At 40.2% G+C, this 15,425-nt stretch carries 12 protein-coding genes; 7 read left to right on the forward strand and 5 right to left on the reverse strand.

Features of this window, described 5'->3' with window-relative positions; all coding sequences use genetic code 11:
* The first annotated feature begins 460 nt into the window (after nt 1-460).
* Nucleotides 461-1,450 carry a ribonucleotide-diphosphate reductase subunit beta gene (locus MWU82_RS00930; protein WP_215947691.1) on the forward strand — a complete coding sequence of 330 codons (990 nt, stop codon included), beginning with the start codon at nt 461-463 and terminating at the stop codon, nt 1,448-1,450.
* 132 nt (nt 1,451-1,582) lie between these two features.
* Entirely contained in the window at nt 1,583-4,057 is a 2,475-nt protein-coding gene (locus MWU82_RS00935; protein ID WP_215947692.1) for a ribonucleoside-diphosphate reductase subunit alpha, read from the forward strand.
* 483 nt (nt 4,058-4,540) lie between these two features.
* Here MWU82_RS00935 and MWU82_RS00940 read toward each other — a convergent pair whose 3' ends face one another.
* The 3 genes from MWU82_RS00940 to MWU82_RS00950 all read right to left on the reverse strand — a co-directional run bounded on the left by MWU82_RS00940 (nt 4,541) and on the right by MWU82_RS00950 (nt 7,930).
* Entirely contained in the window at nt 4,541-5,455 is a 915-nt protein-coding gene (locus MWU82_RS00940; RefSeq protein ID WP_247094915.1) for a TIM barrel protein, read from the reverse strand.
* 115 nt (nt 5,456-5,570) lie between these two features.
* A complete protein-coding gene (locus tag MWU82_RS00945) occupies nt 5,571-6,218 on the reverse strand; it encodes a gluconate 2-dehydrogenase subunit 3 family protein (RefSeq protein WP_247094916.1) in 648 nt (215 codons plus the stop codon).
* Nucleotides 6,218-7,930: a GMC family oxidoreductase gene (locus MWU82_RS00950; protein ID WP_215947695.1), complete on the reverse strand. Its 1,713-nt coding sequence runs from the start codon at nt 7,928-7,930 to the stop codon at nt 6,218-6,220. Before MWU82_RS00950 ends, MWU82_RS00945 begins: the two co-directional genes overlap by 1 nt.
* Before the next feature lie 136 nt (nt 7,931-8,066).
* Between MWU82_RS00950 and MWU82_RS00955 the strand changes: the two genes are divergently transcribed.
* Genes MWU82_RS00955 through MWU82_RS00970 form a run of 4 tightly spaced genes read left to right on the forward strand, consistent with a single transcriptional unit; the run spans nt 8,067 to nt 11,912 of the window.
* The gene (locus MWU82_RS00955; RefSeq protein ID WP_215947696.1) at nt 8,067-9,056 is read left to right on the forward strand and encodes a sugar phosphate isomerase/epimerase family protein; all 990 of its coding nucleotides are present in this window, start codon (nt 8,067-8,069) and stop codon (nt 9,054-9,056) included.
* 11 nt (nt 9,057-9,067) lie between these two features.
* Entirely contained in the window at nt 9,068-9,511 is a 444-nt protein-coding gene (locus tag MWU82_RS00960) for a DinB family protein (RefSeq protein ID WP_215947697.1), read from the forward strand.
* Nucleotides 9,512-9,527: 16 nt separating this feature from the next.
* Entirely contained in the window at nt 9,528-10,757 is a 1,230-nt protein-coding gene (locus MWU82_RS00965) for a nucleoside permease (protein WP_215947698.1), read from the forward strand.
* Between the two features lie 18 nt (nt 10,758-10,775).
* Nucleotides 10,776-11,912 carry a Gfo/Idh/MocA family oxidoreductase gene (locus MWU82_RS00970; protein ID WP_215947699.1) on the forward strand — a complete coding sequence of 379 codons (1,137 nt, stop codon included), beginning with the start codon at nt 10,776-10,778 and terminating at the stop codon, nt 11,910-11,912.
* A 73-nt stretch (nt 11,913-11,985) separates the two neighbouring features.
* On the opposite strand, the gene MWU82_RS00975 is transcribed toward MWU82_RS00970, so the two are convergent.
* The gene (locus MWU82_RS00975) at nt 11,986-12,447 is read right to left on the reverse strand and encodes an ASCH domain-containing protein (RefSeq protein ID WP_215947700.1); all 462 of its coding nucleotides are present in this window, start codon (nt 12,445-12,447) and stop codon (nt 11,986-11,988) included.
* Between the two features lie 61 nt (nt 12,448-12,508).
* Entirely contained in the window at nt 12,509-14,212 is a 1,704-nt protein-coding gene (locus MWU82_RS00980; protein WP_247094917.1) for a GMC family oxidoreductase, read from the reverse strand.
* Between the two features lie 144 nt (nt 14,213-14,356).
* On the opposite strand from MWU82_RS00980, the gene MWU82_RS00985 reads away from it, so the two are divergent.
* A complete protein-coding gene (locus MWU82_RS00985; RefSeq protein WP_031446297.1) occupies nt 14,357-15,409 on the forward strand; it encodes a sugar phosphate isomerase/epimerase in 1,053 nt (350 codons plus the stop codon).
* Nucleotides 15,410-15,425: the final 16 nt, after the last annotated feature.

A 15,425-nucleotide genomic window follows, 5' to 3' on the forward strand; every position in this document is an offset into this window, starting at 1 on the left:
CATGACAATTTCAAATATTAAAGCCGTAAGCCTAGTTTTTTTAGCAATGATTGCTATTTCGATATTTATGATCTTGGCCGCTTTGTCTCTCTAATTTTTTTAAACTTAAATTGAAATAGACAAAAGGCAATTTTCGGATACATGACCAAACAAACCAATGGTTGGTTTTTGGTAATGATGTGGATAAACCAAAGAGTATGTTTTTTATATACTTTTTGGTTTATTTTTTTGGGATAATATTTTCAAGGAAAGCGTTTGTCTTTTTTTCATTTTGCTTTGTACTATAAAGGTAATGAACATCACTTGCGAAGTAACATTTCAACATTTTGTGTTAAAAACTTTGTGGTTAATAATGCTTATTTGGCTTTAGTTATTGGGGGTATTTTGCAATCTTTGTTATCTCCTATCGAGGGCAAATTTTCGCCTAAGTTTAAGAAACCCTATAAATCAAAAAAAAGATATGTCAGCAGCTATAGAGCCGATTCTGAAAGAAAACCTTAACCGATTTGTTATTTTCCCTATTAAACACCATGATTTGTGGGATTGGTACAAAAAATGTGAGGCTAGTTTTTGGACTGCTGAAGAAATTGACCTGCATACGGATCTTAATGATTGGACCAACAAATTGAATAGTGATGAACGTTATTTCATAAAGCATATTCTAGCGTTCTTTGCTGCTTCTGATGGTATTGTTAATGAGAATCTAGCAGAGAATTTCGTAAGTGAAGTTCAATATGCCGAAGCAAAGTTCTTCTACGGTTTTCAGATAATGATGGAAAATATTCATTCTGAAACCTATTCCCTTTTGATCGATACTTACGTAAAGGATGAAAAAGAGAAAGATTTACTTTTTAATGCCATAGAGAATTTTCCGGCAATAAAGAAAAAGGCAGATTGGGCTTTGAAGTGGATAGAGTCTCCCAGTTTTGCGGAACGTTTAATTGCCTTTGCTGCAGTTGAAGGTATTTTCTTCTCCGGGGCATTTTGCTCTATATTTTGGCTTAAGAAAAGAGGGCTGATGCCTGGGCTTACTTTTTCCAATGAATTAATATCCAGGGATGAGGGGATGCACTGTGATTATGCAGTTCATCTTCACAACAATCATCTAATAAACAAGGTTCCCAAAGCTCGGATTACCGAAATTTTGGTGGACGCTTTGAACATAGAAAGGGAATTCATTACAGAATCACTTCCAGCTAGTTTAATAGGAATGAATTCTAAGTTGATGACACAGTACCTAGAGTTTGTAACGGATCGTTTGTTGGTGGAATTGGAATGTGATAAGGTGTATAACTCTACCAATCCGTTCGACTTTATGGACATGATTTCCCTGCAAGGTAAAACCAATTTCTTTGAAAAAAGAGTGGCCGAGTATCAAAAGGCCGGGGTCTCTAACAACAAGGATAAGGATGACGATTCACAGAAAATCAGCTTCGACGCGGATTTTTAAGATATAATAGTATTATTCAAATCCCCTTTGGGTTATAAGGGGATTTTTATGCGATGAATTTGATATGTTAATGTTTTTAACATATTGGGCCATAACCCAAAACTAAGTATCATTTAAAAAAATTGTAGCAACATGTATGTAGTAAAAAGAGACGGAAGAAAAGAGCTGATGATGTTCGATAAGATCACAGCTAGAGTAAGAAAATTGTGTTATGGCCTAAACGATCTGGTTGATCCGCTAAAGGTTGCCATGCGCGTAATTGAAGGGCTTTATGATGGGGTAACCACATCTGAGCTGGACAATCTAGCTGCGGAGATTGCAGCTACAATGACCACTTCCCATCCGGATTATGCAAAATTGGCGGCGCGTATTTCTGTTTCCAACCTACATAAGAACACTAAGAAATCCTTTTCAGAAACGATGAAGGATCTCTATGAATATGTAAATCCTAGAACAGGAAAAAAGGCCCCTTTACTATCCGATGAGGTTTATAAGGTTGTTGCCGAGAATGCGGACAGGTTGGATTCTACCATTATTTATAACCGGGATTTTGGCTACGATTATTTCGGATTTAAGACTTTGGAACGTTCCTATCTTTTGAAACTGAACGGGAAGATTGCCGAAAGGCCACAGCATATGCTTATGAGGGTATCTATCGGGATCCATTTGAACGATCTTGATTCGGCTTTGGAGACCTATGAGTTGATGTCCAAAAAATACTTTACCCACGCTACACCTACCTTATTTAATTCAGGTACCCCAAAACCTCAAATGTCCTCCTGTTTCCTTTTGGCAATGAAGGACGATAGTATTGATGGTATTTATGATACGCTAAAACAAACTGCAAAAATTTCGCAATCCGCTGGGGGGATAGGTCTTTCCATACACAATGTACGGGCTACAGGTTCTTATATTGCCGGTACCAATGGGACTTCCAATGGTATTGTGCCAATGTTGCAGGTTTTTAATGATACCGCACGTTACGTAGATCAGGGTGGAGGAAAGCGTAAGGGTAGTTTTGCAATCTATGTTGAACCATGGCATGCGGACATATATGATTTCTTGGATTTGAAGAAAAATCACGGAAAAGAGGAAATGAGGGCCAGAGACCTTTTTTATGCCATGTGGATTCCGGATTTATTTATGAAAAGGGTAGAGGCCAATGAGAATTGGACCCTGATGTGTCCTAACGAATGTCCTGGACTATTTAATCATCACAGTGAGGAATTTGAGAATTTGTATATTAAATACGAAGCTGAAAAAAAGGGGCGTAAAACGGTTAAGGCCAGAGAGCTTTGGGAGAAGATTTTGGAATCCCAAATAGAGACAGGTACTCCGTACATGCTTTACAAGGATGCTGCCAACCGGAAAAGTAACCAACAGAATTTAGGTACTATTCGCTCTTCCAACCTTTGTACGGAAATAATGGAATACACTTCCCCGGATGAGGTGGCGGTCTGTAATTTAGCTTCCATTGCGCTTCCGATGTTTATTAAGAATGGGGAGTTTGATCATAAGGAGTTGTTTAGGGTCACAAAACGGGTTACCAAAAATTTAAATAAGGTCATAGACAGAAATTATTACCCCATCAAGGAGGCCGAAAATTCCAATATGCGCCATAGGCCTGTTGGTTTGGGGGTTCAAGGTTTGGCCGATGCGTTTATCATGTTGAGGTTACCTTTCACAAGTGATGCTGCCAAGGAATTAAATCAAGAAATATTTGAGACTTTGTATTTTGCTGCCGTTACGGCTTCCATGGAAATGGCAAAAGAGGAGGGGGTTTACTCAACTTATGAAGGATCCCCAATATCCAAAGGAGAATTCCAGCACAATTTGTGGGGTGTTAAGGATGAAGAGTTGTCCGGTAGATGGGATTGGGCAAAATTACGAAAAGAAGTAAAAAAGAACGGAGTTCGCAATTCCTTGTTGGTAGCTCCTATGCCTACGGCCTCTACGTCGCAAATATTGGGCAACAATGAGTGTTTTGAACCTTATACTTCCAACATTTACACCCGTAGGGTTTTGTCCGGGGAGTTTATTGTAGTGAACAAACACTTATTGGAAGATTTGGTAAGTCTTGGACTTTGGAACGAAAATATGAAGCAGGAATTGATGCGTGCCAATGGTTCTGTTCAGCATATTGATAACATTCCTGCGGAAATTAAGGAATTGTACAAAACGGTTTGGGAATTAAGTATGAAGGATATAATTGACATGTCCAGACAACGTGGTTATTTCATAGACCAGAGTCAGTCCCTGAACTTGTTCATGGAGAACGCAAATTATTCCAAATTAACTTCAATGCATTTTTATGCCTGGAAAAGTGGACTTAAGACCGGAATGTACTACCTAAGGACCAAAGCGGCGGCAGATGCCATTAAATTCACTTTGGATAATTCAAAGAAACAGGAAGTACCAGTGGTTGAGGCGCCAATGGAGGCCACAATAGTAGCTCCTGCTGTAGCAAAGACTATAAAGGTGGAGGCCACTTCTGCCAACACACAGGAGGTGGATGTTAAACCTATGACAGCCGCTGAGATGAAGGAATTGATAGCCAAGGCAAAGGAGGGCCAGGCAGATGATGATTGTTTAATGTGCGGCTCCTAAATGGCTTATGGGGCATAGTTAAGAAACAAAAAAATCCCCGAAGGTCTCTTCGGGGATTTTTTTTGTCTATAGTAAAAGGGAAATGTATAAGTTAATCCTTTCCAATGACTATGGATTAGGAATTCCTATCTATTGGATATATAAGGTTTAAGTATAAACGCACATAGGAACGCTATACAATAAATTACCAGAATTGTGATGTAATTATCCATCTTGCCCCGTATTAAATAACTTATAATTATATACGATGGAAATTGAAAAATGGATTATAATTAGTTCAAAAACAAGAATATAGCGTGATATGCCATTTTCATTTTTTAAAATGATGGTGATATATTATTCGACCTAGGACGAATAGTATCAAGTATATCGCTATGGTGTATAAATAAAGTTCCATCTTGTTTCTTTGACGGGAAAACAAGATGGAAACTTTCTAAATGCAACGTTAAATTAACTGCTTAAGTGTCTTAAAAGGAATTTCGACTACAAAAAATTGTCTTCTGATTTATAGGCGTTTATTACCGCCATTTCACCTTCTTTGTCCGGTCTGGAATTACCGTGCTCCATGCCCAGAACCCCTTTAAATCCTTTACTGTGTATATACTTGAATACATTTTTGTAATTGATTTCTCCCGTAGTAGGTTCTTTTCTACCCGGATTGTCCCCTATTTGGATATAGTCGATCTCATCCCAAGTAAGTTCCATATTGTGGATTAGATGACCTTCGGTTTTCTGCATATGGTAAATGTCGAACAATATTTTACAGGAAGGACTGTCCACACCCTTGCAGATCATATAGGTCTGATCGGAATTCTGTAAATACAGATCGGGAGAGTCCGATAAAGGTTCAAGTACCATTACCAAGCCGTGCGGTTCCAGAATTTCGGCACCCCTTTTTAATGCTTCTATAACATTGCCATCCTGGATACCTATCGGCAGTTTCCTTTCGAATCCGCCAGGTACTACGGTCATCCATTTGGCGTTGACGCGCTTGGCCACGTCTACGGCTCTTCTACATCCGTCCAAAAAGATATCAATGTATTCCTGTTTGCCTGCCGCTAAGGTGTTGGCCATATTGCCTCCTTTGTCTATCACAAAAACCCCCATGGTCATATTGCGTTTGGCCAATACTTCTCCTATTTTGGTTTGGGTTGCTACATCCCTGCCCATCATACCGTTATCTTCAAATGCTGTAAACCCTTGGTCGGCCATGAAATTTATTTGGTCAATAAGGTCATCGCCTGCTAGGTTCTTGAACATTCCAAAATGCGGGGCATATTTTAAGTTGAACGTATGTTTCATATCTAAATTAGTGCTGGTCCCATATGCTAAAGAACCTCCTAAGGTAACCGCACCCCCGGTAAGGGCTGTTTTTTGTATAAAATCTCTTCTTTTCATTTTCATTTTTGGATATGGTTGGAATTTTGTAATAAAATAATGCTAAAAGAACCGAATTGCCAGTGGCTATCCCAGTCCTTTTAGCTTATTCTTAATTTAATATTAATATTATTCTTTATAGTGACCAGGCCTTTCCCCCTGTTAATTCCTGAAGGTCACCACAGGCAATATATTCACCAGGTACAGGTAAATAGGACAATACATTTTCTCCTACAAATTCGGATGATTTATATCCCCAGATCACCAGACCTCTTAAATTATTGGCGAAGGCAAATCTTGACACCTCTTCATCCAAGGTGGCTGTTTGGCCAGTCTTAACGGCTTCCGTATAAGTGTTTATTACCTTAAAATTTTTGGCCTGATCCTCTTTGGAAATTTTGAGGGCACTGGCAAGGACCGGTTCCAAATCTTCGGGGGTCAGGTCTGCAATTTCCTTTTTGCCGGAATCCTGTAAGGCCTTGTCCGTGAATTTCCCCATGGTCATCTTTAAAAGATCTTGCTGTTCTTTTTCCATTACCTGATCGGCAAAACGGTCTATGAAGATATGGACCTGTACTTCGGAGGCTGAAGGTGTATCCGTCTTAGGCATAATAATATCTACCAAATGGGTTAGTACAGATCCTTCGGCTGATGTTAAAAAATCCGGGGTCCATACTATTGCAGCATCTTTTTTACAACTCTGTACTATGCTGATCAAGGTTGGGGTGGCTACAGTGTATCCTAATGCCAGCCCCATATTTTTAAGTGCTTTTCTTCTATCCATTATATATTTCCTTTTTTAAGTTCTTTAACCGCATGGTCGGCGGCCCTAGCGGTGAAGGCCATGTAAGTCAATGATGGGTTAACACAACTTGCCGAGGTCATAAATGCCCCATCGGTAACATATACATTGGGTACATCGTGTATTTGGTTGTTGCCATTTAATACGGAGGTTTTTCTGTTTCGTCCCATTCTGGCCGTACCCATTTCATGAATGCCCAGTCCTAAACCGGTTGGACCATCATGTCCTTTAACATCTCGTAATCCGGCCTTTTCCAACATTTCTACTGCAGATTGCTGCATGTCCTTGCGCATGTTGAATTCGTTTTCCTGTAGATCGGCGTCAAAGGTTACTGTGGGCAATCCCCAGCTATCCAGTTTGTCGTAATCCAAGGTCATTCTGTTATCTTCATAAGGGAGTACTTCACCAAAACCGCCGATGCCCATTCTCCAACCGCCGGGTTTAAGCATACTTTCCTTAAAATCTTTGCCGTAAGAGAGTTCAGCAACCGTTTCCTCCCAATTACCTCTACTGGCGCCACCTTGATAACCGAAGCCACGCTTGTAGTCTTTTCTATCGGAAGCACCTCCTAGGTTCCTAAATCTAGGAATATATATCCCATTAGGTCTTCGGCCTTTGTAATATTTGTCCTCGAAGCCATCGAATTTACCGGAAGCGCCTACCCCCAAATGGTGGTCCATAATATTACGGCCCAATTGATCGGAGTCGTTGCCCATACCATTTGGGAAACGATCGGATTTGGATTGCATTAAAATAGCGGTAGAGGCTATGGCCGAGGCACACAAGAAAATGACTTTTGCCTTAAATTCATGTGTTTCCTTGGTCAACCTGTCTATAACCTTTACCCCTGTAGCTTTCTTGGTATTGGGATCGTACATTACTTCATGAACAATGGAGTCTGTACGCAACGTCATATTTCCTGTTGCTTCCGCAGCCGGAAGGGTAGATGACAAACTACTAAAATAGCCTCCAAAAGGACATCCTCTGATACATCTGTTTCTATACTGACATTTGGTACGTCCGTCAAAATTTTTGGTCCCCGTTATATGGGCAACCCGACCTATGGTAACGGCACGGTCGTCAAAACCTTCAGTTACTTTGTTCTTAAAATGTTCTTCCACACAATTCATTTCCATGGCAGGTAGAAAATCGCTATCAGGCAACTGTGGTAGGTTAAGTGCCTCCCCACTAACGCCGATAAAGTTTTCCACTTTTGAATACCACGGTGCAATATCCTTATACCGGACGGGCCAATCAACTGCAATGCCATCCTTTAGGTTGGCAGTAAAATCGATGTCGCTCCAACGGTAACTTTGACGTCCCCATTGTAAGGAACGCCCGCCCAAGTGGTAACCTCTCATCCAATCAAATCGTCTTATTTCATTATATGGATGTTCCAAATCATTTACAAACCACATTTTACTTGCGGCATTGGTGGTATATCCTGTTCTATTCTGTTTAGGCTGTTTTTCAATATCTTCCCTGGTAGGTTCACCGGCATTTGGAAAATCCCAAGGATCTAGATTGGCCGTCTCGTAATCTTCGATGTGTTTCACCATCCTTCCACGCTCCAGCACTAGGGTTTTGAGTCCTTTTTCGCATAATTCTTTGGCGGCCCATCCTCCGCTAATGCCTGTACCTACGACAATTGCATCATAAGAATCCTGCATTTCATTGTTATTGAACTTGCTCATTTATGAAATTGTTTATTTAATAAATTTATTAAATATAAAATTAATTTTTTACATTTAAACCCTATATACATTAATACTATGGCACTATAACGTTATAGTAATTGTTAATTCTTGGATTTAATCTCAAAACTTAAAAATGAATCAAAAAAATTTAAAAACCAAAGGGATCAAGGTGGTTTTGGTTTCCTTATTAATGGGTGTACTGTCTTGTAAAGAAGCCCCCAAGGAGCAGCCCAAAAATGTGGAGACCTCTGAAGTAAGCATGAAAGCCACGGAACCTTTTTTTAAATTGTCTTTGGCCCAATGGTCAATGCATAGAATGGTGCGTGAAGATGGCGTGGATCCTTACACATTTGCTGAAAAGGCCAAAAATTGGGGTTTTACAGGATTGGAGTATGTAAGTGGTTTGTATTATAAGGAATTGCAGGCTGCAAATTTTTCCAAGGAAGCTATGGCCGCTTTCGTGGAAAAAAGTAATGCGGAAAGCAAAAAACATGGTATGCAAAATGTGTTGATCATGATCGATGGTCAAGGAGATCTTGCTACCACGGATGCTAAAAAGAGAAAGGAAGCAGTTGAAAATCATTTTAAATGGGTAGATGCTGCTGCCGATATGGGGTGCCACGCTATTAGGGTAAACCTATCAGGAAGCAAGGTTCCCAATGAATGGGTTGCCAGTTCTGTGGATGGTCTAACCCAGTTGGCCACCTATGCCAAGGGAAAAAATATTGAAATTTTGGTAGAGAACCATGGGGGCTTGTCGTCCAATGCCGTTATGTTGGCAGAGGTTATGACCAAGGTAAATATGGATAATTGTGGTACCCTTCCAGATTTTGGCAACTTTTGTATAGAAAGAACCAAGGATGGCTGTGCCGAGGAATATGATATCTACAAAGGGATTAGCGAACTAATGCCACATGCCTTGGCCGTAAGTGCCAAATCTTACGATTTTGATGCCGACGGAAATGAAACCAAACTGGACTACCCTAGAATACTTAAAATAGTTAAGGATGCAGGTTATACCGGTTTTATAGGTGTGGAATACGAAGGTAGTCGTTTAAGTGAGGAGGAAGGAATTCTTGCCACTAGGGATCTATTGATAAAAGCTGGTAAGGAACTTAATTAGCACTATATTTTATGAAGGCTTTTTTCAATCAGCTGTTCGATTATAACTTTTACTGCAATAAGAAATTGATTGAAGAGTGCCAAAAGCTGGAAAATGTTCCAGAAAGGACTACGGAACTCTTCAGTCATATTTTAAATGCGCACCATATATGGAATGCCAGAATTCTTGGTAAAAAAGTGGAGTACGGTGTTTTTCAGTTGCAATCGTTAAAAGATTGGGGCGACCTGCATTATGAAAATCAAAGAAGTTCTTTTGAAATAATCACCAATGTGGATAGTTTTGAAAAGCGCTTGGATTATGAGAATTCCCAGGGTAGGTTGTTTACCAATACCATTCAGGATATGTTATTTCATATCATAAACCACTCAACCCATCACAGGGCTCAGATTTCCGTTGATTTTAGAAACAACTCCATTGAACCCTTGGTCTTGGATTATGCCACTTATAAGCGATAAATATACCTGCTAGACCGTGAATGTAAAGACCAAAGTTCAGTTGTCCTTAATGATGTTCCTCGAATTTTTTATTTGGGGAGGTTGGTTTGTAACACTTGGTACTTTTTTGGGACAGAATCTCAAGGCCACGGGAGCAGAATCGGCTATGGCATATTCAACCCAATCCTGGGGAGCCATAATTGCGCCTTTTATAATAGGTTTAATTGCGGACAGGTATTTCAACGCAGAGCGAATTTTAGGAGTTTTGCATCTTCTTGGTGCTATAATGATGTATCAAATGTATATGGCATTGGACTTTGCTGGTTTCTACCCATATGTACTTGGATACATGATTCTTTATATGCCAACTTTGGCCTTGGTGAATTCAATTTCCTTTAGCCAAATGAAAAATCCTGCCAAGGAGTTTTCTTTTGTGAGGGTTTTTGGCACTATAGGTTGGATAGTGGCCGGACTAGTAATTAGTTTTGTGTTCCTATGGGATTCCGAAAGCTCTAGGGAACAAGGCCTCTTGAAAAATACTTTTTTAATGGTGGCTATTGCATCAGCTGTTTTGGGGATTTTTAGTTTTACCTTGCCCAAAACACCACCAAAGGTAAGAACGGATGAAAAGGTATCCATTTCAGGCATTTTGGGGTTGGATGCCCTAAAACTCCTAAAGGATAGAAATTTCCTTATTTTCTTTCTTTCATCCATTCTAATTTGCATACCATTGGCCTTTTATTACCAAAATGCAAATCCATTTTTGTCAGAGATCGGAATGGAAAACCCCACAGGTAAAATGACCATTGGCCAAGGTTCGGAAGTTTTGTTTATGTTGTTATTGCCATATTTCTTCAAGAAATTTGGATTTAAGAATACCTTGATTGCCGGGATGCTCGCATGGACCATTAGATATCTCCTATTTGCATATGGAAATGCCGGAGATTTGGCCTTTATGCTAATATTGGGAATTGCCCTTCATGGTATTTGCTATGATTTTTTCTTTGTTTCCGGACAGATTTATACGGATTCAAAGGCAGGTGACAAATTTAAGAGTGCGGCCCAGGGGTTGATAACCTTGGCCACCTATGGCGTTGGAATGTTGATCGGTTTTTGGGTGGCAGGAAAAATAACGGATAGTTATATAATTGGCGATGGCGTACACAATTGGACGGATATTTGGACATTTCCTGCTATTTTTGCCTTAGGGGCCATGGTGCTGTTCGCAATATTTTTTAAAAACGAGGAAGTAGAGTATAAAGAGTAACTTACGAATAAATATATTATGAGCAAGAAAATTAGATTAGGAATTTTAGGGGGCGGAGGAGACTCCCTTATAGGGGTTTTGCACCGAGTGGCATCCCAAATTAATGATAATTACGAAATTGTTGGCGCAGTTTTTAACCCGGACTTTGAAGCGAATGTTGCTTTTGCCAAGGAAATAGATGTGCCTACCAATAGGATCTATAAGGATTTTGATACCTTGGTGGAAGAGGAATTAAAACTACCAAAGGAAGAGCGTATTCAGGTATGTTCTGTACTTACCCCTAACTTTTTGCATTTTCCTATGGCCAAAAAGTTATTGGAAAATGGGTTTCACGTAATTTGTGAAAAGCCCATGACCACTACCTACGAGGAGGCTAAAATATTACAGGCTACCTTGGAAAAGGCCAAGACCGTTTTTGCAGTTACCCACACTTATACAGGGTATCCTATGGTTAGGCAAATGAGGGAGATGATTAAGGCCGGTGCTATTGGGAAAATACATAAGGTAGATGCGGCATATTACCAAGGTTGGATCAACTCTATTATCCATGACAAGGCTAAGCGTTCAACGGTTTGGAGGTTAGATCCTAAAAAGGCAGGAATCAGTTCTTGTATGGGAGATATTGGGGTGCATGCCTTTAATATGATAGAATATACTACGGGATTGACCATAAAATCCATTTTGGCAGATTTCAACTATTTGTACGATGATAACCAAATGGATGTAGACGGTACGGTATTGATCCGAATGGATAAGCACGTGAAAGGTGTTATTCGCTCCAGTCAGGTTGCTACCGGGGAGGAAAACGGACTAACTATTGCCATTTATGGTGAGAAGGGTGGACTACGATGGGAGCAGGAAAATCCCAATTACCTTTATGTGCTTAGTGATGACAAGCCGCTTCAGGTATATAAGCCGGGCCATGCCTATAATTCCAAGTTGTCTTTGGATGGAACTAAATTACCTGCAGGGCATCCCGAAGGTATTTTTGATTCTATGGCTAATATTTATTTGGGTGTTGCAAGGGCAATTCGCGGCGAGAAATATAACGATGGTGAATTCCCTACTATGATGGATGGTGTTCGAGGACTCGATTTTATAGAGAGCACTGTTGAGTCCAACAAAAAGGGCAACGTTTGGATCAATTTGAAATAATACAGGATTTTGTTTATATAAAAAGGGCCGCAATTGCGGCCCTTTTCTATGGAAGTTGTTTAAGTACTGAAGACTATCCGTATACCTTGTCGAACTCTACACAGACCACGATCATACTATCCCTGGGAACACGTTTAAAGGGTGCCAATTCACGGGAAAAATATTCCCAGTGGAATTTTTTCCAATGTTCCAGACTTTTGTCCCCTAAGCCGTCCAGTTGAACATACTCTTTGGTAATACTGAAAAATGGTTTTAGTTTTACAGCGGTTGTCCTAATGATACATTTGGCCTTGCCGCTCCAATCCGTAAGGACTATAAAGGCACCTATTTTAGGGAGTGGCTCTTTTCTATATTGAAGGCCCAAAAGTGAAAAGGTGGCTGCTTTCTTAAGGTTTTTGATGACAAGATCCACTTCGTGGTCCGCATCTTGTTCATTGTCGCTAAATTGAAACACTTTAGGTGCTTCTACAAAAGCAAATTCCAGGTGGGCGTCCAAAAAATCACCCCACATATTTCTAGCCGAAGCATTGTCCATTCTAATTAGGTCTAATATTTAACAGTAACGGTAAAATACATTAATTATTTCTCGAAGGATGTTATGAAAATTTACCCGCTTTCAATTGTTTGGCTGCATGATTTGCCGCCCTGGCCGTAAATGCCATATAAGTCAATGATGGATTAACACAATTGGAAGAAGTCATAAAAGCACCATCTGTAACATATACATTGGGAACCAGGTGCACTTGATTATTTTTATTCAAGATTGAAGTTTTGGGATCATGCCCCATACGGGCGCCGCCCATTTCATGTATTCCCAATCCTGGCCAGGAAGATTCCTCATAGGATTGTACATCCTTAAACCCAGCCACTTCAAACATTTCTACGATAACTTTTTTGATATCCTTGCGCATATTCAACTCGTTCTCCTTAAACTCAACATCAAACGCCAATTGTGGAAGCCCCCATTTATCTTTTTCAGTAGGGCTTAAGGTAACCCTGTTGTCGTCATATGGCAGGAATTCTCCAAATCCGGTGACACCGATCGTCCAATGACCGGGTTTTAGGATACTTTCTTTAAGATCTTTTCCATATCCCAATTCCCCAATGGTTTCGGACCAATCGCCTCTACTGGCTGTGCCTTGAAATCCGAATCCACGGATATAATCATTACGTTTGGTCTTTTCGTCCATATTTACGAATCGCGGAATATAGAAACCATTGGCACGGCGGCCTTTATAATATTTGTCCAAATACCCATCAACTTTGGCTGTAGCCCCTAATTTATAATGATGGTCCATTATTCCTCTTCCCAAGGCGTCCGAGTCATTTCCAAGGCCGTTAGGAAAACGTTCACTTTTTGATTGCAATAATATACCTACAGAAGCCATGGCCGAAGCACAAAGAAAAATAACACGGGCCTTGAATTCTATTTTTTCGTTGGTCTCCGCATCTATGATTTTTACTCCGGTAGCTCTTTTTGTTTTATCATCATAGACGACTTCGTACACTATAGAATTGGGTCTGAGCGTCATATTACCAGTTCTTTCTGCGGCCGGCAAAGTGGATGAATTGCTGCTAAAATAGCCTCCGAAAGGGCAACCACGCCAGCATCTATCTCGATTTTGACACACTCCGCGACCTTCAAAATCTGCATTTGGATCTGTAATGTGTGCCGTACGACCAATGGTCACCAAACGACCATCATCAAATTTTTCTTCGATTGTTTTTTGAAAGTCTTCTTCTACGCAATTCAATTTCATGGGGGGTTGAAATTTGCCATCGGGCAATTGTTTTAACCCTAGGGCTTGTCCACTGACCCCTATATATTCTTCAACTTTGTCATACCATGGTGAAATGTCCTTATATCTAACAGGCCAATCAATACTAATGCCCTCTTTTTTATTGGCTTCAAAATCAATATCACTCCAACGGTAACTCTGTCTGCCCCATGTTAGGGAACGCCCGCCGACCTGATATCCTCGTATCCAATCAAATCGTTTGGTTTGGACATAAGGGTGCTCCAAATCATTTACAAAGAAATGTTTATTGCTCTCATCTGGCGCCCAATTTAACCTACTTTGTATGTGATATTTTTCCTTATCGGATTTAGACAATTCACCTTTTAATGGGTAATCCCAAGGGTCATCGTTCATTGTTGGGTAATCCTCGATATGCTTTACCATTGGTCCCCTTTCCAACACCAAAGTCTTTAACCCATTCTCGCAAAGTTCTTTAGCTGCCCAACCACCACTAATACCGGTACCTACAACAATGGCATCAAACATTTCACTCTGATTCATTCTATATTTCTTGTTTTAATTCTGATGCTTTTCCTATATTTATAACTTCGCATTTGTAGGTATGTGCTACAAACTTTAAATATAGGATTTTTATCCTAAATGTTAACAAAGGTTATTTTCAATTATACTTAATAAAAAATCAAAATGAAGACAATTAAAGGGCCGGCAGTATTTTTAGCACAATTTGTTGATGAAAAAGCACCATTCAATTCATTGGATGGCATGTGTAAATGGGCATCCGATTTAGGATATAAGGGAATACAAATACCTACTTGGGTAGATTTTCTTATCGATTTGGATAAGGCTGCCGAGAGTCAGACCTACTGTGATGAATTAAAAGGAAAGATAAATTCCTATGGACTGGAAATTACAGAGTTGTCCACGCATTTACAAGGACAATTGGTGGCAGTGAATCCGGCTTATGACCTTATGTTCGACAATTTTGCGCCGGACAAGGTGAAGAACAATCCAAAGGCACGTACCGAATGGGCCATTGATGTTGTTAAAAAAGGAGCCACGGCGAGTCGTAGGCTCGGGCTAAAAGCACATGCCACTTTCTCAGGCTCCCTACTATGGCATACCGCCCATCCATGGCCGCAGAGACCTGCGGGATTGGTAGAAATGGGCTTCGAAGAGCTGGCCAAAAGATGGTTGCCCATCCTAAATCACTTTGACAAGGAAGGTGTGGACGTATGTTACGAAATCCACCCTGGCGAAGATCTTCACGATGGGGATACTTTTGAACGTTTCTTGGCTGCTACCGGTAACCATAAACGAGTTAATATTTTGTACGATCCAAGTCATTTTGTACTTCAGCAGTTGGATTACATAGCTTACATAGACCATTACCATGAATTCATAAAATCTTTTCATGTTAAGGATTCGGAATTTAATCCCACAGGCAAAAAAGGAGCCTTTGGTGGTTTTAACGATTGGGGCGACAGGGCTGGAAGATATCGTTCGCTTGGGGATGGACAGATAGATTTTAAGTCCATCTTCTCCAAATTAACCCAGTACGGCTGTGATGTTTGGGCGGTTATGGAATGGGAATGCTGTATAAAGAGTCCGGAACAAGGAGCTAGGGAAGGTGCCAAGTTTATCCAAGACCATATAATTGAGGCCACTGAAAAAACCTTTGACGATTTTGCAGGGGCGGCTATAGATAAAGCAGTATTGAAGAAAATATTAGGACTATAAAATCAATCAATAGGAA

The organism is Arenibacter sp. S6351L (assembly GCF_023016025.1).
Classification (GTDB): Bacteria; Bacteroidota; Bacteroidia; order Flavobacteriales; family Flavobacteriaceae; genus Arenibacter; species Arenibacter algicola_B.